Source organism: Paraburkholderia sp. GAS41, assembly GCF_050436545.1.
Taxonomy (GTDB): domain Bacteria; phylum Pseudomonadota; class Gammaproteobacteria; order Burkholderiales; family Burkholderiaceae; genus Paraburkholderia.
Genome location: NZ_JBNDMK010000009.1, coordinates 149,303 through 170,810, shown reverse-complemented (window position 1 = coordinate 170,810; position 21,508 = coordinate 149,303). Strand labels below are relative to the sequence as shown.

The 21,508-nt window shown below is 62.8% G+C and carries 23 protein-coding genes; 10 read left to right on the top strand and 13 right to left on the bottom strand.

The window, feature by feature from the left end; all coding sequences use genetic code 11:
- Nucleotides 1-50: 50 nt before the first annotated feature.
- On the bottom strand, nucleotides 51-1,337 hold the full coding sequence (locus tag P3T43_RS15250) for a D-amino acid dehydrogenase (RefSeq protein WP_429281859.1): 1,287 nt from the start codon (nucleotides 1,335-1,337) through the stop codon (nucleotides 51-53).
- 169 nt (nucleotides 1,338-1,506) lie between these two features.
- Between P3T43_RS15250 and P3T43_RS15245 the strand changes: the two genes are divergently transcribed.
- Both P3T43_RS15245 and P3T43_RS15240 read left to right on the top strand, forming a co-directional pair.
- Nucleotides 1,507-1,995 (top strand): Lrp/AsnC ligand binding domain-containing protein, encoded by a 489-nt coding sequence (locus tag P3T43_RS15245; protein WP_429281858.1) that lies wholly within the window; start codon nucleotides 1,507-1,509, stop codon nucleotides 1,993-1,995.
- 123 nt (nucleotides 1,996-2,118) lie between these two features.
- Nucleotides 2,119-3,243 carry a PA0069 family radical SAM protein gene (locus P3T43_RS15240; protein ID WP_429281857.1) on the top strand — a complete coding sequence of 375 codons (1,125 nt, stop codon included), beginning with the start codon at nucleotides 2,119-2,121 and terminating at the stop codon, nucleotides 3,241-3,243.
- A gap of 33 nt (nucleotides 3,244-3,276) precedes the next feature.
- Here P3T43_RS15240 and P3T43_RS15235 read toward each other — a convergent pair whose 3' ends face one another.
- Nucleotides 3,277-3,744 carry an NINE protein gene (locus P3T43_RS15235; RefSeq protein WP_429281856.1) on the bottom strand — a complete coding sequence of 156 codons (468 nt, stop codon included), beginning with the start codon at nucleotides 3,742-3,744 and terminating at the stop codon, nucleotides 3,277-3,279.
- 264 nt (nucleotides 3,745-4,008) lie between these two features.
- Between P3T43_RS15235 and rpsP the strand changes: the two genes are divergently transcribed.
- From rpsP to P3T43_RS15205, 6 genes are all read left to right on the top strand, one after another.
- The gene (gene rpsP / locus P3T43_RS15230) at nucleotides 4,009-4,263 is read left to right on the top strand and encodes a 30S ribosomal protein S16 (protein ID WP_006050280.1); all 255 of its coding nucleotides are present in this window, start codon (nucleotides 4,009-4,011) and stop codon (nucleotides 4,261-4,263) included.
- 132 nt (nucleotides 4,264-4,395) lie between these two features.
- Nucleotides 4,396-5,118, top strand: a complete 723-nt coding sequence (gene rimM, locus P3T43_RS15225) for a ribosome maturation factor RimM (RefSeq protein WP_429281855.1) — start codon at nucleotides 4,396-4,398, stop codon at nucleotides 5,116-5,118.
- 25 nt (nucleotides 5,119-5,143) lie between these two features.
- A complete protein-coding gene (gene trmD, locus P3T43_RS15220) occupies nucleotides 5,144-5,911 on the top strand; it encodes a tRNA (guanosine(37)-N1)-methyltransferase TrmD (protein WP_429281854.1) in 768 nt (255 codons plus the stop codon).
- 143 nt (nucleotides 5,912-6,054) lie between these two features.
- Nucleotides 6,055-6,441, top strand: a complete 387-nt coding sequence (gene rplS, locus P3T43_RS15215; RefSeq protein WP_429281853.1) for a 50S ribosomal protein L19 — start codon at nucleotides 6,055-6,057, stop codon at nucleotides 6,439-6,441.
- 101 nt (nucleotides 6,442-6,542) lie between these two features.
- Nucleotides 6,543-7,223: a CoA pyrophosphatase gene (locus tag P3T43_RS15210; protein WP_429281852.1), complete on the top strand. Its 681-nt coding sequence runs from the start codon at nucleotides 6,543-6,545 to the stop codon at nucleotides 7,221-7,223.
- A gap of 127 nt (nucleotides 7,224-7,350) precedes the next feature.
- Nucleotides 7,351-8,289, top strand: a complete 939-nt coding sequence (locus tag P3T43_RS15205; protein WP_429281851.1) for a CobD/CbiB family protein — start codon at nucleotides 7,351-7,353, stop codon at nucleotides 8,287-8,289.
- A 20-nt stretch (nucleotides 8,290-8,309) separates the two neighbouring features.
- Here the strand turns inward: P3T43_RS15205 and P3T43_RS15200 are convergent, their stop codons facing one another.
- The 3 genes from P3T43_RS15200 to P3T43_RS15190 all read right to left on the bottom strand — a co-directional run bounded on the left by P3T43_RS15200 (nucleotide 8,310) and on the right by P3T43_RS15190 (nucleotide 10,940).
- A complete protein-coding gene (locus P3T43_RS15200) occupies nucleotides 8,310-8,630 on the bottom strand; it encodes a putative signal transducing protein (protein ID WP_429281937.1) in 321 nt (106 codons plus the stop codon).
- Between the two features lie 118 nt (nucleotides 8,631-8,748).
- Nucleotides 8,749-9,684, bottom strand: a complete 936-nt coding sequence (gene rsgA, locus P3T43_RS15195) for a ribosome small subunit-dependent GTPase A (RefSeq protein WP_429281850.1) — start codon at nucleotides 9,682-9,684, stop codon at nucleotides 8,749-8,751.
- Nucleotides 9,681-10,940, bottom strand: a complete 1,260-nt coding sequence (locus P3T43_RS15190; RefSeq protein WP_429281849.1) for a M48 family metallopeptidase — start codon at nucleotides 10,938-10,940, stop codon at nucleotides 9,681-9,683. Before P3T43_RS15190 ends, rsgA begins: the two co-directional genes overlap by 4 nt.
- Nucleotides 10,941-11,080: 140 nt before the next feature.
- Between P3T43_RS15190 and orn the strand changes: the two genes are divergently transcribed.
- Nucleotides 11,081-11,689, top strand: coding sequence for an oligoribonuclease (orn, locus tag P3T43_RS15185; RefSeq protein WP_429281848.1), 609 nt, complete (start codon nucleotides 11,081-11,083; stop codon nucleotides 11,687-11,689).
- A 68-nt stretch (nucleotides 11,690-11,757) separates the two neighbouring features.
- Here the strand turns inward: orn and mog are convergent, their stop codons facing one another.
- Nucleotides 11,758-12,384 carry a molybdopterin adenylyltransferase gene (mog, locus tag P3T43_RS15180; RefSeq protein ID WP_429281847.1) on the bottom strand — a complete coding sequence of 209 codons (627 nt, stop codon included), beginning with the start codon at nucleotides 12,382-12,384 and terminating at the stop codon, nucleotides 11,758-11,760.
- Nucleotides 12,365-12,976: a ribosome biogenesis factor YjgA gene (gene yjgA, locus P3T43_RS15175; protein ID WP_429281846.1), complete on the bottom strand. Its 612-nt coding sequence runs from the start codon at nucleotides 12,974-12,976 to the stop codon at nucleotides 12,365-12,367. Before yjgA ends, mog begins: the two co-directional genes overlap by 20 nt.
- 204 nt (nucleotides 12,977-13,180) lie before the next feature.
- Here yjgA and pmbA point away from each other — a divergent pair, with 204 nt between their 5' ends.
- Nucleotides 13,181-14,551 (top strand): metalloprotease PmbA, encoded by a 1,371-nt coding sequence (pmbA, locus tag P3T43_RS15170; RefSeq protein ID WP_429281845.1) that lies wholly within the window; start codon nucleotides 13,181-13,183, stop codon nucleotides 14,549-14,551.
- A 166-nt stretch (nucleotides 14,552-14,717) separates the two neighbouring features.
- On the opposite strand, the gene P3T43_RS15165 is transcribed toward pmbA, so the two are convergent.
- From P3T43_RS15165 to P3T43_RS15140, 6 genes are all read right to left on the bottom strand, one after another.
- Nucleotides 14,718-15,245 (bottom strand): dihydrofolate reductase, encoded by a 528-nt coding sequence (locus P3T43_RS15165; protein ID WP_429281844.1) that lies wholly within the window; start codon nucleotides 15,243-15,245, stop codon nucleotides 14,718-14,720.
- Nucleotides 15,246-15,344: 99 nt separating this feature from the next.
- Nucleotides 15,345-16,916, bottom strand: a complete 1,572-nt coding sequence (locus tag P3T43_RS15160) for a sigma 54-interacting transcriptional regulator (RefSeq protein ID WP_429281843.1) — start codon at nucleotides 16,914-16,916, stop codon at nucleotides 15,345-15,347.
- A 24-nt stretch (nucleotides 16,917-16,940) separates the two neighbouring features.
- Nucleotides 16,941-18,350, bottom strand: a complete 1,410-nt coding sequence (locus P3T43_RS15155; protein ID WP_429281842.1) for a hypothetical protein — start codon at nucleotides 18,348-18,350, stop codon at nucleotides 16,941-16,943.
- A gap of 144 nt (nucleotides 18,351-18,494) precedes the next feature.
- A complete protein-coding gene (locus P3T43_RS15150) occupies nucleotides 18,495-19,310 on the bottom strand; it encodes a peptidase C39 (RefSeq protein ID WP_429281841.1) in 816 nt (271 codons plus the stop codon).
- Between the two features lie 6 nt (nucleotides 19,311-19,316).
- A complete protein-coding gene (locus P3T43_RS15145) occupies nucleotides 19,317-19,931 on the bottom strand; it encodes a C39 family peptidase (RefSeq protein ID WP_429281936.1) in 615 nt (204 codons plus the stop codon).
- Nucleotides 19,932-20,098: 167 nt separating this feature from the next.
- Nucleotides 20,099-21,484 carry a hypothetical protein gene (locus P3T43_RS15140; RefSeq protein WP_429281840.1) on the bottom strand — a complete coding sequence of 462 codons (1,386 nt, stop codon included), beginning with the start codon at nucleotides 21,482-21,484 and terminating at the stop codon, nucleotides 20,099-20,101.
- Between the last annotated feature and the right edge of the window lie 24 nt (nucleotides 21,485-21,508).

Genomic DNA, 21,508 nt, shown 5'->3' with positions numbered 1-21,508 from the left:
GCTGGACTCGGGCGCGGCGTCAAAGCGCCGGCCACGACCGCTGATACTGCTCAGGCGTACGCAGGACGCGTCGTGCCGCCGGTTTCGCCCAGATAGCGATGCACCGAGAGGTCATCCGACTGGATGGCGGGCTGCTTGCCCGACATCAGGTCCGCGATCAGTTGGCCCGAGCCGCACGACATCGTCCAGCCGAGCGTGCCGTGCCCCGTGTTGAGGAACAGGTTGGAGACAGGCGTGCGGCCGACGATCGGCGTGCCGTCCGGCGTCATCGGACGCAGACCGGTCCAGAAGCTGGCCTTGGCCGTGTCGCCGCCGCCGGGGAACAGATCGTTCACGCACATTTCAAGCGTTTCGCGGCGCGCTTCGCGCAGCGACTTGTCGAAGCCGACGATCTCCGCCATGCCGCCGACGCGGATGCGGTCATCGAAACGCGTGATCGCAATCTTGTAGGTTTCATCGAGCACGGTCGACACCGGCGCGGCAGCCGCGTTGACGATAGGCGCCGTGATCGAATAGCCCTTCAGCGGGTAGACCGGAATCTTGACGACGTCCGCGAGGAACCTGGTCGAATACGAACCGAGCGCCACGACGAATGAATCCGCGCGGATCAGTTCGCTGCCGCATTGCACGCCGGAGATGCGGCCGCCAGCCATCGTGAGCGCGTCGATGGGCGTGTTGTAGCGGAACGCCACGCCCAGTTCCTCGGCCATGGCCGCGAGGCGCGTGGTGAAGAGCTGGCAATCGCCGGTTTCATCGCCCGGCAGGCGCAGGCCGCCGGTCAATTTGTGCGCGGTCGCGGCGAGCGCGGGTTCGGCGCGCGCCAGTTCGTCCGACGTCAGCAATTCATAAGGCACGTTGGCGTCTTTCAGCACGGCGATGTCTTTTGCCGCGCCGTCGAATTGCTGTTGCGTGCGGAACACCTGCAACGTGCCGCCGGTGCGGCCTTCGTACTGGATGCCGGTGTCGGCGCGCAGTGCCTGCATGCAATCGCGGCTGTATTCGGCGAGGCGCACCATGCGGCCCTTGTTCACCGCGTAACGCGCGGACGTGCAGTTTTGCAGCATCTGCCACATCCACTGCAACTGGAATGGCGTGCCGTCGAGCCGGATGGCGAGCGGCGCGTGTTTCTGGAACATCCATTTGACGGCCTTCAGGGGCACGCCCGGTGCCGCCCACGGCGACGCGTAGCCCGGCGAAATCTGGCCGGCGTTGGCAAAGCTCGTTTCGAGCGCAGGACCGGCTTCACGGTCGATCACGGTTACTTCGTGACCCGCGCGTGCGAGGTAATAAGCGCTTGTCACCCCGACGACACCACTACCCAAAACGACGATTCGCATAGCTGCTCCAGAAGGTTCTTTGGGGCTTGCGCGTCCGTGAATGGTTCAGCTCGTTGGTGGATCGTTCGATTAACGAGGTGAAACGCTTTCAGCCCAGTGTTAACCGCTATACTATTTAGAGTCAGGTAGGTTTTGTTATTGTATTTTTCTGATTTTCAGTAAAAAGACCATGCGAACACAGCGTCAACCGATTCGCGCGCTCGACAAGCTCGATCGCAAGATCCTCAAGCTGCTGCAACAGGACGGCCGGATGGCCATGAAAGACCTCGCGGAGCAGGTCGGGCTGTCGGTCACGCCGTGTATCGAACGGGTCAAGCGGATGGAGCGCGATGGCGTCATCACCGGCTATCACGCGCGGGTGAATCCGGCGGAGTTGGGGGCGGCGCTGCTGGTGTTCGTCGAGATTACGCTGGACCACAAGAGCGGCAACATGTTCGACCAGTTCCGCCGCGAGGTGCAGAAGATTCCCGAGGTGCTCGAATGCCATCTGGTCTCGGGCGATTTCGACTATCTGATCAAGGCGCGCATCGGCGAGATGGCCGATTACCGGAAACTGCTCGGCGACATCCTGCTGCAACTGCCGGGCGCGGTGCAGTCGAAGAGCTATGTAGTGATGGAAGAAATCAAGGAAACCTTGATGATTGCAGTCAGCGAATAAGTCCAGCGAGCGGCGCGAATAGGGCGAGAGACAGGACTCGACAAACGGCTTAAATACTGTATATTTATACAGTATTGTTTTGAGTCTTCTCGTTTGTTCTGCTCGTTTTCGTTGGACCTCACTGTGACCGATTCCGTCCCCGAATATCCGATTGCCCCACCCCGCCCGCGCAAGGGGCGCGGCGCCGTGACGAACCTGCAGGGTCGCTATGAGGTGGACCAACGCGAAGTGGTGGACGACGGCTGGGCGCTGCACGAGGAGGAAGAGGGCGAATCGCCCGCCCTACGCACGCAAGTCTTCAACGAGCAGGCGAAAACCATTCTGACCCGCAATGCGTCGCCGGATATTCCGTTTAGCGTGTCGCTCAATCCGTATCGCGGGTGCGAGCACGGCTGTATCTACTGTTTCGCGCGACCCACGCATAGTTATCTGGGTTTGTCGCCGGGGCTCGATTTCGAGAGTCGCATCTATGCCAAGGTCAACGCGCCGGAACTGCTGGAGCGCGAACTATCGAAAAAGTCGTACGTGCCCGAGCCGATTGCGTTGGGCGTCAATACGGATGCCTGGCAGCCCGTCGAGCGCGAGCTACGCCTCACGCGGCGAATCATCGAGGTGCTGAGTGCGCGCGGTCATCCGTTCGCGGCTATTACGAAATCGTCGTTGATCGAACGCGATCTGGATCTGCTGGCGCCCATGGCGGCGCGCGGGCAATTCATGGCGGCCATCACCATTACTACGCTGGATGCTGACATCGCCCGCACGCTCGAACCTCGCGCCGCGACGCCGTCGCGCAGGCTGCGCGCGATTCGCACGCTGAGCGAAGCCGGCATCCCGGTTGGGGTCAGTATCGCGCCGGTGGTTCCATTCGTCACCGAGCCGGATATGGAGCGGGTCCTGGAAGCATGTGCAGAAGCGGGGGCGAGCAGCGCGAGCTATATCGTGCTGCGCTTGCCGTGGGAAGTTGCGCCGCTCTTCAAGGGCTGGCTCGCGGCGCATTTTCCGGATCGTGCGGAGCGGGTAATGAGCCGCGTGCGCGACATGCGCGGCGGCAAAGACTATGACGCCAATTTTTCGACCCGCATGAAGGGCGAGGGCTTGTGGGCTGATCTGCTGAGGCAGCGTTTTCGCCAGGCTGCGCGTCGGCTGGGTTTGAACGAGCGCCGGCACGGCATCCTCGATATGTCGCAGTTCATACGCGGGGCGCCGCTCGAACCCGCGCGCGACGACCCGCAAATGAATCTGTTCTAGGCGTGATCTGTGTCCGCGCGGCGGCGCCGTGCGCTATTGAGACAGCGTTTTTGCGGTCTGAACCTGCGATTCAAAATAGGTCTGGAACGATACGGCCAAGGCGGTCATGAGTAGCATCGCGCCGATGAACAGCGAAAAAATCACCACGAAAATCACGGCCCACCCGGAGCGGCTTTGTTGCTGGTTCTGAGGGTTGAACTGCGCGTCCCATTTTTGATCGGGACGCAGGCCGTAGACGATCGCCGCGAGGAAGGCGGCAAACAGGGAGATGGCGCCCGGAACCGCCATCAGCCAACCAGGCGTGGAGGTGCGCTCGCTGGCGATCAGCAGCAAAACGCCTGGAATGCCGGCTAGGGTGCAGATCAGATGGAGCCAGCCGTACACGTCACGGCGTCCATATAGATAGAAGCGATGCGCGCCGAGGCTGCCAAAGCAAAAGGCGAGCGCCGCGGTAATCGTCTTGGACCTGAAGCGTGGGGAGTTCGAAACGCGGGTGGACATGAGGGCGAGAGTTCGGTATCTGGCGAGCGCAAGGAGTGGCGCGCAACCGTGCGCGGACCGAGGCGCATTCTACGCCCCACGGCCGCCATCACGGGCCTTCCATCCGCTTATTCGGGCGATCTGATACGCGTCGGCCGGCTGGACTGTATGACCGGCGCAACCGCGAATGTCAGATTATCCCGGTAAGTGTTTGTTATGGCTTCGGTTTCCCGCTATAATCGCCTGTTTCAGTGGTTCCGAACCCCGGTTTTCAAGGATTCTAGTATGGTCATCATCCGCTTGGCTCGTGGCGGCTCCAAGAAGCGCCCGTTCTACAACATCGTCGCAACCGATTCGCGTAACCGTCGTGACGGCCGCTTCATCGAGCGCGTTGGTTTCTACAACCCGGTCGCTACGAAGGGTGAGTCGCTGCGTATCGCTCAAGACCGCCTGACGTACTGGCAAGGCGTTGGCGCACAACTGTCGCCGACAGTCGAGCGTCTCGTGAAGGAAGCGCAAAAGGCGCAGCCGGCTGCTTAATGGTAGCTAGCATGTGCATCGCTGGCGGCTCGCGCAGCTTGCGCGAGGTGTCCGATGCGCGAGTTTTGCTGCGCGGTTTACTGAAGCAGCAGGCGTTGAAGGTAGCAGCAAGCTTAGCCTTGAGGTGTTTTCATGTCTGGGCGTGATTCGGGAAGTTCAGGTCGCGCCAAGGCGGCCCCGCGTGCTCGGGCATCAGGCGAGGCGCCGTTCGGTTCATTCGTCCGTAAGCCGGTCGAGCGCGCCGAGGCCAAGGTTAAGTCCGATGCGGTGGTCGATTCGAGCGCTGCAGCCACGCGTATCGAAACGGCTGAAAGCTGGCCGGACGACGCGGTTGAAGTGGGCGCGATCGTTGATGCCTACGGTCTTAAAGGCTGGGTCAAGGTGGCCGCGCATGCGGACGCCGGGCGTGGTGGCGACGCGTTACTGAGCGCGAAGCGCTGGTGGCTGATGAAAGGCCAGGAGCGCACTTCGGTGCCGGCGTTGCAGGCAAAGATCCACAGCGACAGCATTGTCGCCCATCTGGGCGGCACGGCTGACCGCGACGCGGCGCTTGCGCTGCGTGGCACGCGAGTGTCCATCTGCCGCAGCGATTTCCCGGCACTGGAAGCCGACGAATTTTACTGGGTCGACCTGCTCGGCCTGGATGTCGTGAACCTGACCGGGGTCGCCCTCGGCAAGGTGGCCGACATGATCGACAACGGTGCGCATTCGGTGTTGCGCATCGAATACCCGGCAACCGGTAAAGACGGCAAGCCGGTGACTGGCGAGCGGTTGATCCCGTTCGTCGGTGTCTACGTCAAAACGGTGGACCAGAAGGCGAAGCAGATTGTCGTCGATTGGGAAGCCGACTATTAAACGAGCTCGATGACTGGAGGGAGCGATGCAGTTCGATGTCGTCACGCTCTTTCCTGAGATGTTTCGTGCGCTGACCGACTGGGGTATCACCAGTCGCGCGTCGAAGCAGGAGCGCTACGGTTTGCGTACGTGGAATCCGCGCGATTTCACAACGGACAACTACCGTACTATCGACGATCGCCCGTATGGCGGTGGCCCAGGCATGGTGATGCTGGGCAGGCCGCTGGAAGAAGCGATCGGCGCGGCGAAAGAAGCGCAGGCGCAGCAAGGCATTACAGGTTCGCGCGTCGTGATGATGTCCCCGCAAGGTGCGACACTCAATCACGAACGGGTGATGGCGTTTGCGGCGGAACCCGGTCTGATCATGTTGTGCGGTCGCTATGAAGCGATCGACCAGCGCCTGATCGATCGGTGTGTCGACGAAGAAGTCAGTCTTGGCGACTTCGTCCTGTCGGGCGGCGAATTACCGGCCATGGCGTTGATGGATGCGGTGGTGCGTCAGTTGCCCGGTGTGCTGAACGACTCGCAATCGGCGGTGCAGGACAGTTTCGTCGACGTGTTGCTGGATTGTCCGCATTACACGCGGCCCGAGGAATACGAGGGCGTGCGTGTACCCGATGTGCTGCTCGGCGGCCATCACGCGGAGATCGAGTTGTGGCGCCGGCGCGAAGCGCTGCGCAACACGCTCAACAAGCGGCCCGACCTGATCGGAAAGGCCAGACAGAACAAGATGTTGAGTCGTGCCGATGAGGCATGGCTCGCAAGTCTCGCGAAGGAAGCATCGAAGGCGTAATGCCCCGGTGTCACTAGCGAATTGGCGGCGCCGCACATGCGTGTACGGTGCCTGATGTGAACCCATCCTCTATCGGGGCCGTAGCCAAGCAGTTTTCTGTGAGGCAGGTACGAACGTCGACAAGATGGCATTAGGAGTCAGTGATGAATCTGATTGCAAAACTCGAGCAGGAAGAAATCGCGCGCGCCCTCGGCGAGAAGACCATCCCCGAATTCGCCCCCGGCGATACGGTGATTGTCAGCGTGAACGTGGTTGAAGGTACGCGTAAGCGTGTGCAGGCTTACGAAGGCGTCGTGATCGCCAAGCGTAACCGTGGTCTGAATTCGTCGTTCATCGTCCGCAAGATTTCGTCGGGCGAAGGCGTCGAGCGTACGTTCCAGACGTACTCGCCGCTGCTGGCAAGCATCGTCGTGAAGCGTCGTGGCGATGTGCGTCGTGCAAAGCTGTACTACCTGCGCGACCGTTCGGGCAAGTCGGCTCGGATCAAGGAAAAGCTGGTCTCGAAAGACCGCTCTGCTTCCCAGGCGTAAAAGCTGTAAGAGCTGTAAGAAAAAGCACCCTTCGCGGGTGCTTTTTTCTTTGTTAGGTCAAAATAGCGCTATGTCCTATTCAAGCTCGCTCTGAGATCCCGTTGATCCGTCCTGTCTTCGAACCCGAAACCTTGCCTGTCGAATCGACGGGCCACGAGTTACCTCCGGTTGTCTCCGCACGTCTGACACCCGATAGCCTGCGCGCGCGCTTCGAGCAGCTTCTGTCATGGACGCCGGAAGCGGTGGATGCGCGTTGGAAAGAGTTCGGCGATCCACGTGTCGCGGCTGTGCTCGTGCCGCTCGTGGTACGTGAAGAGGGGCTCACGGTGTTGCTCACGCAGCGTGCCGATCATCTTAACGATCATGCGGGTCAGGTGAGTTTTCCTGGCGGGCGTCATGAGCCCTTCGATGCAAACTCAACGGCCACCGCGCTGCGCGAGGCGCAGGAAGAGGTCGGACTGGACCCTCAGCGCGTCGAGGTGCTCGGCTCGTTGCCCGACTATCTGACGGGCACGGGTTTTCGCGTCACGCCGGTAGTAGGGCTGGTGCATCCGCCATTTACCGTCGAGGCCGACTCACTCGAAGTAGCCGAAGTCTTCGAAGTACCGCTGCGCTTTTTAATGGACCCGGCCCACCACGAGGTGCGCGTGTTTCGCGGCGAGGGTGGCGAGCGGCGCTTTTTTTCGATGCCTTATCCGCGCGGCGATGCGGCCGGACACTACTTCATCTGGGGCGCAACGGCGGGCATGTTACGCAACTTCTATCGCTTTCTCGCCGCATGACTGGCGCCAGCGGGCCCGAACCGGTCCGAGTGTCGCGGCCTTGCAACTATAGCTGCGCTCAGTGGCATCCGACCCTGTGCTATCGTTATAAAACAATCGTAAAAACCCGAATGGCACGGCGCACCGCATGACATTTTTCTCCGTATTGCTGGCTTTGATCGTTGAACAGATACGCGCGCTGTCGCCGAACAATCCGGTGTCCGCGCTGCTTCAATATCATGCGGAGTCGGCGGCGCACGGGTTCGATGCCGGCAAGCCCAAGCATGGCCTGCTCGCGTGGCTGGTGGTGGTGGTGCCATGGACGCTCGCTGTGGCACTCGTTTACTACGCGCTCTATCACATCAACTTCGTGCTGGCGTTCCTGTGGAACGTCGTCATCGTCTATTTCACGCTCGGCTTTCGCCAGTTCAGCCACTACTTCACGGATATTCACCTCGCGTTGAACAATGACGACGTGCCGCGCGCGCGGGAAATCCTCAATGAATGGACGGGACTCGATACGGTCGACATGCCGGTCAGCGAGATCGTCCGTCATACGCTGATCCACGCGGTGGTCGCGTCGCATCGCCATGTGTTCGGCGTGTTCTTCTGGTTCCTCGTGCCGGTGGGACCGGCCGGCGCCGTGCTGTACCGGATCGCCGAGTATCTGGCGCGCACCTGGTCGCGCCCGGCGGACGACCGCACCGTGGCGTTTTCCAGTTTTGCTCAGCGGGCCTTCTTTGTGATCGACTGGGTCCCGGCGCGGTTGACCTCGCTAGGCTTTGCGATTGTCGGAAATTTCGAGGACGCCATTTATGCTTGGCGCAATCATGCGCGCCAATGGCCCGACGCCAACGACGGCGTGTTACTGGCTGCGGGTAGCGGCGCGTTGGGCGCGCGCCTGAGCGGACCGCTCGCGGAGCCGTCGAGTCTCGACGCGCTGGCAACTGGCGACGGCGGCCCGCTGCAGGTCGGCGACGACTGTACGCCCCGCACGCTGCAGTCGGCTGTGGGCCTGGTTTGGCGCGCCGTGATCCTGTGGATGATCCTGCTGCTGATGCTGACGATCGCCGTGTGGCTGGCTTAAGCGCCAGGCCGATGCGCGCTTCAACCGTCTAGCGGATTGCGTGCCGTCCCGCACTGCCAGCACACCGTAAACTGCGCTTCCAGCGTCTCGCCGCACTCGGCACACTGCCATGACGGCGAACCCGCGCTCGGGCCGCGCGCAGCGACATCGATCAGCTTGCGCGCGATCGCTTCGTCGCGTTCGTCGACGAGCCACAGTTCCGGCGCGCACTGATCCGCCGGAATCTCTCCCAGCGCACCGTTCAGGTAGCGGTTGTGCAACTCACACTCAATCCCCGCTGTCGCCAGCACGTTGATCCAATGCTGTCCGATCAGCAGATTCGGCGCGCGCATCAGTTTCATCATGAGGGGGAATCCGTAGCGAGTGAGTGAGGGTGGAGAGTAGAGTGGGTCTCGAATTCGCGGCGGCCAAGGCGGTCGACCCGCTTGTCGCGAGCGGTGCCAGGACCCCGCGTCGTAGTCAACGTACGATCTGGCTGGCCTCGTGAACGAGTTGTGCATACAGCGCGTGGCGCGCCGGTGCGATCCGTCCATCGGCAACCGCTTCGAGAATGGCACACCCCGGTTCCTGCAGATGATGGCAGTTGTAGAAGCGGCAATTCGGCAGCAGTGGTCTGAACTCGGGAAAGGCGCGTTCGAGCTTGCCTTCGGTCAGGTGATGCAGCCCGAACTCCTGGAAGCCAGGCGAGTCGATCAGCGCACCGCCATCCGGCAGCGGGTACAACCGCGTGAAGGTGGTCGTATGGCGGCCGCTATTCAACGCCGTAGAGATCTCGCGAGTCGCCACTTCGGCGTTGGGCACCACGAGGTTGACCAGCGTCGACTTGCCCATTCCCGACTGGCCGAGCAGCAGCGTCGCATGACCGCGCAGATGTTCGCCGAGGGCGGCGCGTGCCGCCTCGGGCTGGGTCTTGATCGACAGTTCCACCACCGTATAGCCGAGCGCCTGATAGTGCGCGAGTCTCGCGCGGGCGCCGGGCAATTCGACGGCCACGTCGGTCTTGTTCAGGACGATCAGCGGCTTCAGCTCGTTCGCCTCGGCGGCCACGAGAGCGCGGCCGAGCAGGTCCTCGCTGAAATGCGGCTCGGTGGCGAGCACGATCAGCAACTGGTCGAGGTTCGCCGCGAAGAGCTTCGATTTGTACTGGTCCGAGCGGTAGAGCAGGTTGCGCCGCTCGCCAATCTCGACAATCACACCCTGGTCGGCCGAAGTAGGCTCGTAAATCACGCGATCGCCGACCGCCACTTCACTACGCTTGCCGCGCGGAAAGCATTGCAGCATCGCGGCGCCGTCTTCCGGTGCGACCAGGTAGTGGCGCCCGTGGGCTGCAATCACAATGCCGCCCACGCGCTTCGTGGACAGGGCGCGCGGCGCTTTCGGGGAGCGGGCGCTCATGCGTGCCGCATCAGGCGGTCAATCCGCTGCGACGCTGGTGGGTGCGAATAATAGAACGCGGTATACAACGGGTCGGGCGTGAGGGTGGACGCGTTGTCCTCGTACAGCTTGACGAGGGCGTTGACGAGATCCTGCGCGTCGGTCTGGGTGGCGGCAAACGCGTCGGCTTCGAATTCATGCTTGCGCGAACTGAGACTGCTAAGCGGCGTCACGAAGAACAGGAACACCGGCAGCGCGAGAAAAAACAGCACGAGCGCGAGTCCGCTATTGCCGCCTAGCAGAGACGGCCGGACGCCAAGCCCTTCATAGAACCACACGCATTGCATGAGCCAGCCGAGCAGTCCGAGCATCACGAGGCTGACGGCAAAAATGACGACCATCCGCTTGATCACGTGGCGGCGCTTGAAGTGGCCGAGTTCATGCGCGAGTACCGCTTCGATCTCGCTGCCCGACAGACGCGCGAGGAGCGTGTCGAAGAACACGATGCGCTTGGCAGCGCCGAAGCCCGTGAAGTAGGCATTGCCATGTGCGGAACGGCGGCTGCCGTCCATCACGAAGAGGCCCTTGGCCGCGAAGCCGCAGCGCTTCATGAGCGCTTCGATACGGCTTTTCAGCGCCTCGTCCTTGAGCGGTTCGAACTTGTTGAAAAGTGGCGCGATGAACGACGGATACAGCACCAGCACCAGCAACTGGAACACGACCCAGACGACCCACGTCCACACCCACCACAGGCTGCCGGCCTGATTCATCAGCCACAGCACCACGAACAGCAGCGGCAGGCCGAAAGCCGTGCCGAGCAGCGCGCCCTTGATGCGGTCGGCGAAGAAAATACCCTTGCTCATGCGGTTAAAGCCGAAGCGCTCTTCGATGCCGAACTGACGGTAATAGTCGAACGGCAGATCGATCACGCTGGTGATGGCGATCACGGCTGCAATCAGCGCGATCTGGCCGAGGTAGCCGCGCCCAACCCAGTCGGAGATAGCCAGATCCAGCACTTGCACGCCGCCCAGCAGCGTGAGCCCGATCAGCACGGCGGCGCTGACGACGATTTCCACCATGGTCAGACGCGTGCGTTCGACCGTGTAGTCGGCAGCGCGCTGGTGCGCGGTCAGTGCGATCGTGGCCGCGAACTGGCCTGGCACCTGCTCGCGATGCGCCGCGACGAAGCGGATTTGCCGCGACGCGAGCCAGAGCTTGGTGCAGACCATAGCCACGACGGCGATCGCAAACAGAACGGTGAAGTACAGAGTAGGCATCCGGGGAATCCGTGGTATCTATGCGAGAATTATATGTTTGTTCCCGCCGGCTGGCGGGGTCACGCTCAAAACGAACCGTTTCAACCGCCAAAACGCGTGTCGTTCAGCACGCGTGGCGCTCTCCACCAAGGTTGCCCTTCATGACTGACATCCTCGAATCCGCTGACCAGCCGTCGCTCGTGCGCAGCGACATGAACCTGATCTGGCTGGACATGGAAATGACCGGGCTCGAACCCGACACCGACCGCATCATCGAGATCGCCGTCGTCGTGACGAATTCCACGCTCGACAAAGTGGTCGAAGGGCCGGTGCTTGCCATTCATCAGAGCAACGAAACGCTCGCCAAAATGGATCAGTGGAACCAGAACACCCACGGCCGTTCGGGGCTGATCGACCGGGTCCGCGCCTCGAGCGTGAGCGAAGCGGACGCCACGGAGCAGATCCGCGAATTCCTCGGGCAATACGTGCCGCCCGGCAAGTCGCCGATGTGCGGCAATTCGATCTGCCAGGATCGCCGCTTCATGGCGCGCTGGATGCCGGATCTGGAGCGCTTCTTCCATTACCGCAATCTCGACGTGAGTACCTTGAAGGAGCTGTGCCGCCGCTGGCAGCCCGCCATCTACAAGGGTTTCCAGAAGCGCGCCATGCATACGGCACTGGCCGACATTCACGAGTCGATCGACGAACTCAAGTACTACCGTGAGCACTTCCTGATCCCGGCGGCAAGCGCGCCGGTTACCGAGGCGTAGGCACGCCGCGCGAGCTCTCCGGTCACAGGTGCTCCCCGCCGGAGGGCCGCCCCGCGCAAGTCCGCGCCTCAGTCCTGGCGCGGTGCGCGAATGGCGTTCTTCGGCCGGAAGGCCTTCACGATCGCGGCATTCGTTTCCACGTACGGTCCGCCGATCAGGTCCACGCAATAAGGCACCGCGGCAAAAATACCCGGTACCTTCACTGCGCCCGTGTCATCGCGCAAGCCTTCCAGCGTTTGCCGGATCGATTTCGGCTGACCCGGCAGATTCACAATCAGCGCGGCATGATCAGTCGTCTCACGGATCACCGCCACCTGACGCGACAAAATCGCCGTCGGCACGAAATTCAGGCTGATCTGCCGCATCTGCTCGCCAAAACCCGGCATTTCCTTCGTCGCGACCGCCAGCGTCGCCTCGGGCGTGACGTCGCGCCGTGACGGCCCGGTGCCGCCCGTGGTCAGCACCAGATTGCAACCCACCTCGTCGACGAGTTCGGTGAGCGTGGCGGAGATCGTCGCCGCGTCGTCCTGAATCAGCCGGGTCACGGCCTGCCACGGCGAACTCAACGCGGCGCCGAGCCATTCCTGCAGCGACGGAATGCCCTTGTCTTCATAGACGCCGGTGCTGGCCCGGTCGCTGACCGACACGAGCCCGATGACGATTTCGTCGGGATGGCTACGCGCGATCTTCGTCATCGTCGTCTTCCGGGGCGTCGTTCTCGCCGTCCTGAGCGGCTGCTGGCCCGTCCGCGTGCTTGATCCACTGGAACAACTCGCGGAAATAGCGCGGCGGCTTGCTCTGCTGCGCTTCCTTGCGGGCATTGCGGATCAGCGTGCGGCCTTCCTGCGGGTCGACGGCCGGGTGCTGGCGGATGAATTCGGTCAGCGCGGCGTCGTCGGCAAGCAGCTTTTCGCGGGTGCGTTCGATCCAGTGCATGCGCGCCGTTTCGGCCTTGTTGATGCCGTTGTACGAATCGAGCGCGGTGCGCAGCGCGGCGGTTTCATCATCGAGCAGCGAGCGCATGACGCGGCCCACGTACTGGACCTGGCGGCGCTTGCCTTCGTGGTCGGTGATGCGGCGCGCTTCGCGCACGGCGTCGTCGAGCTTTTCGGGCATCGGCATGCGTTTGAGCGCATCTTTCGGCAGCGCGATCAGCGCCTCGCCCAACTCCTGCAGCGCGTGCATGTCGCGCTTGAGCTGGGATTTACTGGGACGGTCGTACCCGTTTTCGTCGACGACAGGGTCGGCGGCGGGTTCCATGGGTTGAATGCGGGTTTTGCGTGTCATAGCCCATATTGTAGCGTGCCGCGCCCCTCAACCCAGCCGTCTTGCGGCCTTCCTGTCGCACCGGCCCAGCCAATGCCAGGTGGAATGCCAGGTGCGTCCGCGCGGACCTTGCTATGATCGCGGGATACGTAGCGACGTACTTGAGAACACACCGGAGGGCCGCTTGCGGCCTCGACCAGGACGCAACGAAGGACGGCAACGAATATGGCAGCAGACATGGACGTCAGACAGCGCTTTTTCCCGCATACCCAGGATGAATTGAAGGAAATCGCCTCGGACATCCTGCGTCACGCAAAGTCGCTCGGCGGTACCGACGCGGCGACTGAAATCTCCGAAGGCGACGGCCTGTCCGTCTCCGTGCGGCGTGGCGAGGTCGAGACGATCGAACATAACCGCGACAAGATGGTCGGCGTCACGGTTTTTATCGGCAACAAGCGCGGCAATGCGAGCACCTCGGATTTTTCGTCGCAGGCGTTGAAGGACACGGTCGCGGCCGCCTACAACATCGCGCGCTTCACGGCGGAAGACGACTGCGCAGGTCTCGCCGAGGCCGAGCTGCTGGAAACCGCGCCGCGCGACCTCGATCTGTATCATCCGTGGAACCTCACGGCCGACGAAGCGGTGGAGATCGCGCGCCGCTCTGAAGACGCGGCGTTCGCCACCGATCCGCAGATCCGCAATTCGGAAGGCGCGAGCGTCTCGGCGCAGCACTCGCAATTCGTGCTGGCCACCTCGCGCGGCTTCCTCTCCGGCTACCCGTATTCGCGTCACTACGTGGCGTGCGCGCCGATCGCCGGCAGCGGACGCAATATGCAGCGCGACGACTGGTACACCTCGCAGCGCAACGCCGCAGACCTCGCTGAGCCCGAAGCGATTGGCCGCTACGCGGCGCAACGGGCGCTGGCGCGCATCGGCGCGCGCGGTCTCGATACGCGCAAGGTGCCGGTGCTGTTCGAGGCCCCGCTCGCGGCGGGCCTGCTGGGCGCGTTCGTGCAGGCAGTGAGCGGCGGTGCGCTGTACCGCAAGACCTCGTTCCTCGTCGACAGCCTGGGCAAGCCGGTATTCGCGCCGCACGTGCAGGTGGTCGAAGATCCGCACGTGGCGCGCGCCATGGGCAGTGCTCCGTTCGACGAAGAAGGCGTACGCACGAAGCAGCGCTCGGTGGTGAAGGACGGCGTCGTGGAGGGCTACTTCCTGTCCACTTACTCGGCCCGCAAGCTCGGCATGCAGACCACGGGTAACGCCGGCGGCTCGCACAACCTGTCGCTGCTCAGTTCGAAGACGCGCCCGGAGGACGATTTCGAGGCGATGCTGAAGAAACTCGGCACGGGCCTGCTCCTGACCGAGTTGATGGGGCAGGGGGTCAACTATGTGACAGGCGACTATTCGCGCGGCGCGTCGGGCTTCTGGGTCGAGAACGGCAAGATCCAGTACCCGGTGGAAGAGATCACGGTGGCGAGCACGTTGCAGGAGATGTTCCACCATATCGTCGCGATCGGCGCGGACACGCTGGTGCGCGGCACCAAGCGGACTGGCTCGGTGCTGATCGAGCGCATGACGATTGCCGGACAGTAAGCTCCGGCGGCCCGCGGCGCGGCAGCGCGCCCGCCGCGCCAGCCGGCAACAGCAATAGAAACAGAAACGCCACGGAAAGCAGTTCCCGTGGCGTTTTTGTTTGTGTGCGCCGCACGGCTATCTGTGCCGGGCGCACGCTGCAGGCCGCGTTACGCTACAGATGGCCCTATGCCGACGCTTCGTCCGCGCCCGCGACGGCGTCCTTGCGCCGGTACGTCACGAACGCATAGTCGAACTCGTTGGGCGAGTGGGCGCGATGCGTTTCATGTGCCACTTCTTCCCATTCTTGCGGATCGAGCGTCGCAAAGTGAGCGTCGCCGTCGAAGTCGATCGAGATTTCCGTGATGATGAGCTTGTCGGCGTGCCGCAAGCCCTCTGTATAGAGCTCGGCGCCGCCGATCAGGAAGGCTTCCGGCGCCTGATCCTGGGCTGCCAGCGTGAGCGCCTCGTCGAGGTTGGTGGCGGTGTCGCAGCCGTTGAAGCGGCGCGTGGCGTCGCGGGTGACGACGATATTGCGGCGTCCCGGCAACGGCCGGCCAATCGACTCATGGGTCTTGCGGCCCATGATGATGGGGGCGCCCATGGTCGTGCGCTTGAAGAACGCAAGATCCTCCGGCAGGCGCCAGGGTAACTGGTTGTCGCGGCCGATCACGCCGTTGCGGGCGCGAGCGACGATCAGGGTCAGCGTCGTCATCGAGTGAACACGGGAACGTAATCGCTCCGATTCTACCTGACGCCCGGCGCCGCCCGGCCACATCGGTGCGTGCGGGGGCACGGCAAGCCGCCCCCGCGGTCACTTGTGGGCTTCGGCATGCTCGACGAGGGATTCTTCCTCGTCTGGGCCGATTGCTTCCCGCAGACCGTACGCGTTCATCAGGCGGGCCAGCGTCACCCGCGAGATGCCCAGATCGATCGCCGCCTCGCCCAGGCGATGCCGGTGGCGCAGCAGCGCAGCTTCGATCGCGCGCTTCTCAGCCGCTTCGCGGGCCTGCGCGAGGCTCAAGGTCTCCTGCGCGGTGTAGTGGGCGAGATCGAGATCCTCAGCCGTGATCAGCTTGTTTTCCGCCATCACGATAGCCCGGCGCACGCGGTTGATCATCTCGCGCACGTTGCCAGGCCAGTTGTAGTTGTACATGGCTTCGATCGCCGAGGGCGCGAAACCGCGGATCTTGCGCGCGCTGTCGGTCTTGAACTTGCCCATGATGTGATGCGCGAGGATCTCGATGTCCTTGCCGCGGGCGCGCAGCGGCGGTTCGTCGACCCGCAGCACGCACAGACGGTGGAACAGGTCGGCGCGGAAGCGCCCGTCGCGCATCGCGCCTTCGAGGTCCACATGGGTGGCCGAAATGATGCGCACGTCGATCGGAATCGATTCGCGGCCGCCCAGACGCTCGATCTTGCCTTCCTGCAGGAAGCGCAGCAGGCTCGCCTGGCTTTCCAGCGGCAGGTCGCCAATTTCGTCCAGCAGCAGCGTGCCGCCGTCCGCTTCTTCGACCCGGCCGATCTTGCGCTGGTTGGCCCCGGTAAAGGCGCCACGTTCATAGCCGAATAGTTCGGACTGCAGCAGATGGTGCGGAATCGCGCCGCAGTTGATGGCGATAAAGGGCGCCTTGCGGCGCCGCGAACGTTCGTGGATCGCCAGCGCGGTGAGCTCCTTGCCGGTGCCCGATTCGCCCGAGATGAACACGCTCGCGTCGGTATTGGCGACCTTGCGGATGGTGCGAAACAGGTGTTGCATCGCCTCGCAGGTGCCGACCATTTCGTCTTCGTCGCTGGGAGCAGCGCTGGCGATGTCGTCGGGATCGCACAGCGTCACCATGCCGAATGCGTGACTGACGAGGTAATCGATCGTTGCGTTGGCAACCGGTGTCTTCACGTAGTCGAAACAGTAGTGACGGATCAGGCGGCGCGCTTCCGGATCGGTGAGACGCTCGGGACTGGACAGCGCGATCCAGCCGATCTGTTGTTGACGCAATGCCGCCTCGAGGCCTGCCAGGTCGCGCGGCGCAAAGCTCGCCAGATCGACGATCCCGGCGTACACCACGTCGGCCTTGATGAGGCGTCCGGCCTCGTGCGCCGAGCGCGCCACCTGCACGTTCCAGCCGCGGCTCTTCAGATGAGCGGTCAGCGTTTCGTCCGGCGTGCGGGCGACATAGAGCAGCGCGCGTTCAGTCTGCGCATGAGGGCGCTTCGGTGCTTCGTTCGGTCCCGCGCAGGCGTTCTGCGGTCGTGCCGCCGACACCTCCTGGGGCATGCCGGTACGAGCTTCCTTGGGACGCACCGCAGGCGATTCCTGCGGGCGCGCCAGGGAGAGATGCGTGCCTGAGGGCGGTGTAACACTGGTCAGATGGGGTGATTCGCGCACGATCAACCTCGTATCGTTGGCACGTCAGAAGGTGTAGGGAAAACGCACGCCGACCACGAAGTTCGGTGTATCAGGCGTCAGCCCGACCGAAACCGAACCGTTGATCGTCAGGTGCTTGTTCACTACGTGATTCAATCCGAAGGTGATGGCAGAGGCGGTCGTTTCGCTGCCCGGTACCTTCGAATAAGTGCCGCCTGGCGCTTTGGTCTGCGACTCCGGCTCCAGTGCCATGGTGTAGGACACGCTCGCCGAGTCCTTGTCGGAGAAGGCAAGTGCGGCGCCGCCGCCGAACTGGATGACGTCGCCGAGCTTGACGGTCGCCGGCTCGGTCTGGCCGATGACCGACGAGATGTCCGAGAACGAGCGGGCGATGTTGTAGGTGTACGACACGCTGCCGAACAGCACGACCGGATCGTAGGTCTTCAAGGCCGAGAGGCCTGCCGTGATGTTCCAGAAGCCCGTGCCGGTAGGTAGCTTGTCGGGTGCGACGAGGTTGGTGTTGTCCGCATCGACCTGCTGGAGCTTGATACCGAACGGCGACGAGCCGCTCGGCGTCTTGACCCGCAGACTGCCGACCAGGTCCGGCAGGTTGTTGGTTTCCTTCAGGAATTCGTAGTACACCCCGAAGTTGACGTCACCGATATCGCTCGAATTCGCCGACGCATCCGACAGCGTGCTGGCCGCTCCGCCCGCACCGCCGACGATGAAGTTGCTGTGCCGGTAGATATACGGCACGTCGATATCGAAGCTCAGCCGGTCGCTGACACCATAGCGCGTGTCGAGGTCCGCCATCACCTGGTGGGACTTGGTTTCGCCCAGGTTGATGTTGCCGAGGAAAATCGCATCGAGCGCGAGGAAGCCGGACAGTTGCAACTGGCGGCGATCGTAGTAGGTATCGCTGATACCCCAGTCGAAGGTCAGCTTGTGGTCGAACAGCGGCGTGTGCTGCTGGCTCTGCACCACGGCGTCTTCCGATTGCGTCCGCACCGGCTGCGCTTCTTTCTGGGTCTGGCCGACCGCGCCGGTGCCATCGGAGGCAGCCGGCAGTCCGCCGCCGCTGGCGTTGTTTTCCGGGGCGGGCGGCGTGACCGGCACGCCGGTCGCGGTACCCGTGCCGGAGTCGGGCGCAGGCACGCCGGGGTTGACCTGGGCGAGCGGCGGCAGCGGCACCGGCAACCCGTCGGCACCGGGCTGTTCGGCCACCGCGGCGCTGTCGGTCGGTGCGCCGACGCCCGGCATCCCCCGGCCGCGCTGCGACATCTCGAGAGTGGTGACCTGCTGCTCGAGCGAATTGATCTGCTTCTGCTGCTGGTTGACCACGCGCATCAGCGTGTTCAGCCGGTCCTCGACCGATTGATCCGCGAGCGCCTGCGCGTTGGCCCCTTGTGAAAGTGCAAACAGCAAGACTGCAGCAGGGATGGCCGCCAAGCTCATGCGCGGCGCCCCGGTCCTTGAAAGGCTGGTCATTTTTGTTCCCCCGGTATTCGGACCGCGCGTCACATGTCTCCTTGTGCATTGCGCGGTCACTTTGATACTTCAATACTCGTCATCCTCGTTATCATCGGCTTGCGGTCCGTGTTATCTCCTCGCCGTGTTTTGCAGGGCCTGTAATACGCCGAGTTGGCGAAGCATCGAGGCCGACATCTGTTGCGTCTGCAAATGCAGTTGCAACGCGTTGGCGACTTGCTGGTTATTGCCTGCAATCTGAAGTAGCTGGGCGATCTGGCCGGCTTGTTGTGAATTCCCCGGGGCGATCGTTTGTGTGGCGAGACCGGCCGGTGTTTGCAGCGCGATCGAAATACCGCCGTTACCGAAGCTCACGCCGGCTTTGACGGAGCCGCTCGCATTGCTCGCAGAAGCCGAGCTTGCGTTATTGAATGAGCCGGTAGAGACGTTGCTCAACGGGGTGTTGAAATCGATCACCGCCTGGTTGTTGCCGGAGTTGCCGTTACCGGCTACCTGGGTGATCTGCGAGACGCCGTTGACGCTCGCGTTCTGTCCGCCTGTCGCGCTGGCATTCGGATTGGCGCCGCTGCTTGCGCCGTTGTCTGCGCCGTTGTTCGGGCCGTTGACGGCGGCCGACGAACTGAGCCGAACCGAGACCTGGTTGAGCGTGTTGGTCACGATGGCGAGCGCGCCCTGGGCGACGGCGGTGGTGCCGTTGGGCTGGTTCCATTGCGACAGCAGGTTTACCACGACACCGGAAATGATTTCACCGGCGAGACCTTTACCGCTTTGTGAGGCGAGAACCGTGTCGTCGACCGGTTGCAGTTTGACGGCGGCGACGTCTTCAAAAACAGGGGCTATCGTCGGCTCGGCAGCGCGCGCGACGGAGGCAAGGCCACACGTTGCAAAACACAACATACAGCCGGCAGTGATGAGTTTTTGATCCATGATGAGTCAGAACAACTCTGCCTTGATCAGACCATATTCAACAAAGGGAATCGTCGCCGTACCGTTTTCCAGCGCACGTTCACGCAGCTTTACCGCGAGCGATTCATTACCTTGCAAGAGCGGAGAATCCTCCATAAATGGCTTGCCCACGACCGCGAACACGAGGCCGTTCCACTTCTTGACGAAATCGTCTTCGGAGATGATGCGATTGCCCAACGCAGGATCGGCGACGAAGATGAGCCCGTTTTCGGCGTGCTTGACGATGATGAAGTGTTCATAACCGTCACTGTTCATCAACACGATCACGGGGATCTGCAGGTGGTAGAGCGCTTCTGACGTGACCCGGAAGCCGCGGCCACGCAGGCCGAGCGTCTCGACGAACTTCTTCATGTCAAGCATCGAGAAACCGTTTTTCACCACCACGTCCGGTGTCGAGAACACCATCATGCGGCGGATCATTTCGGTTTCCGGAATATCGATGCCGTAGCCGTACTTGAGCAACGTGGCGAGCGCTGCGGACCCGCAGCTATAGTCGTATCGCTGGGAAACGATGTGGTTGTAGCGCAAATCGCGGACCGTATGCACGTTCATTTCGAACGGCACGCCCGCTGCGGCATACATGTTGAGCGCGCTCTGCGCATGACCCGGCTGGGACAGCAAAAAGCCGATGCCAAGCGCCAGAAGACAACGCATTCCCCTGCTCACCCCGAACATGGTCTAACCCCCTGCGGAGACAGCCGGCCAGCCCGTGGGCTGACCGGAGTCTTCCTGCGTTAATGCTATTCCGACTAGTGCGATACGCTGGCGACTGCGAGGCCGTTGTGTTGCAGGTTGCCTACCCCCGACGCGATGTTCACGCCGATGTTGCCCGTTGCGTTGGCAAGTGCACCGCCGCCGAGCATCGCCGAACCGGTGAATTCGCCGTTCACGCTTGCCGCTGCGGTCTGGCAGTTCTGATCGCTGGCGATCACTTCACCGCCGGCGGCCGACGAGCCACGACGACCCGTGCTGCCGCTGTCGGTCGTGGCAGATGCAGAGAGGCTGTTGTTCTGCACGTTGCCTGCGCCCGACGCCACGTTCACGCCGACGTTGCCGGTTGCGCCTGCCAGCGCGCCGGTTCCGACCGAGGAGATGAAGTTGAAGTCACCAATCTTGGCCGAACCGCCCGATGCCTGGGTCGAATAGATCTGCGAGCTGCCGAAGACCGGGCCCACATCCATGTTCGACAGTGCGGCGTCGTTGGACTGCGCGTTGTTGACACCCGTGGCGATGTTGACGCCGATGTTGCCGCTCGTGCCGGTCAGAGCGTTGGCGCCGATGCCCGCCGACATATCCGTGGCCACTTGCGTGTTGATGTGCTGCGTGACGCTGCCGTTCACCGTCACCGAACCCCTGTTGTCAGCATAGTCACGCGTCCAGGCGTTGGCGCTGCTGCCTTCCGAGAACGACCACTTCGTCTTGCTGCCGTTGCCGTTGTTCGCGTTGGTGGTCGATGCCGTGCTGCCGGCCGCATAGCCGCCCCATGCTTCGCCGTAGCCTGCCGCGGCTGCTTCGAAGCCCGCGCCGGCGTTTTCCGATTCATGCGTGTTCAGCGCACCGGCAAAGCCCGCTGCCAGACCCGCGACGACGACACCGGGGCCACCACCGATACCGGCGATCAGGCCAGCGGCGAGGAAGCCGTTTGCCGACGCATGGGTGTTCGAATAGCTGTAGCTCTGATCGGCCGCCGCGATGCCTGCCGCAAAGCCGCCACCGGCCACGAAGCCGCCGCTGGCTGTGCTGGTCGTCGTCCGGGTGTTGGTGTTGTTGTAGTTGTAGCCACTGGTGCTGTACGACTGGCTGTAGCCGGCCTTGCTGCTGCTGCCGCTCGCGTTGTTCCACGAATCGTCGGTGTGGACGCCAGTCGTCACGTTGCCGGAGACGTAGCTTTGCGGAGGCGTCTTCATGTCGACACCGCTGACGCTGACGTTCTGCGTGTTGTTGACCGTGGCGCCGTTGCTGCTCGACACGTTGACCTTGCCGCGCAGGGTGATGAAGCCGAATTCGCCGATGTCGGTGTAGATGTTCGTGGCCGTAAAGAGCTCAGCCGGGTCGCAACCTGCCGTGCATTCGGCATATGCCGAACTTGCTGCCATCGTCGAAAGAACAGCTGCTGCGATGAGAGTGCGCTTCATGATGACGCTCCGATAAATAAAGAG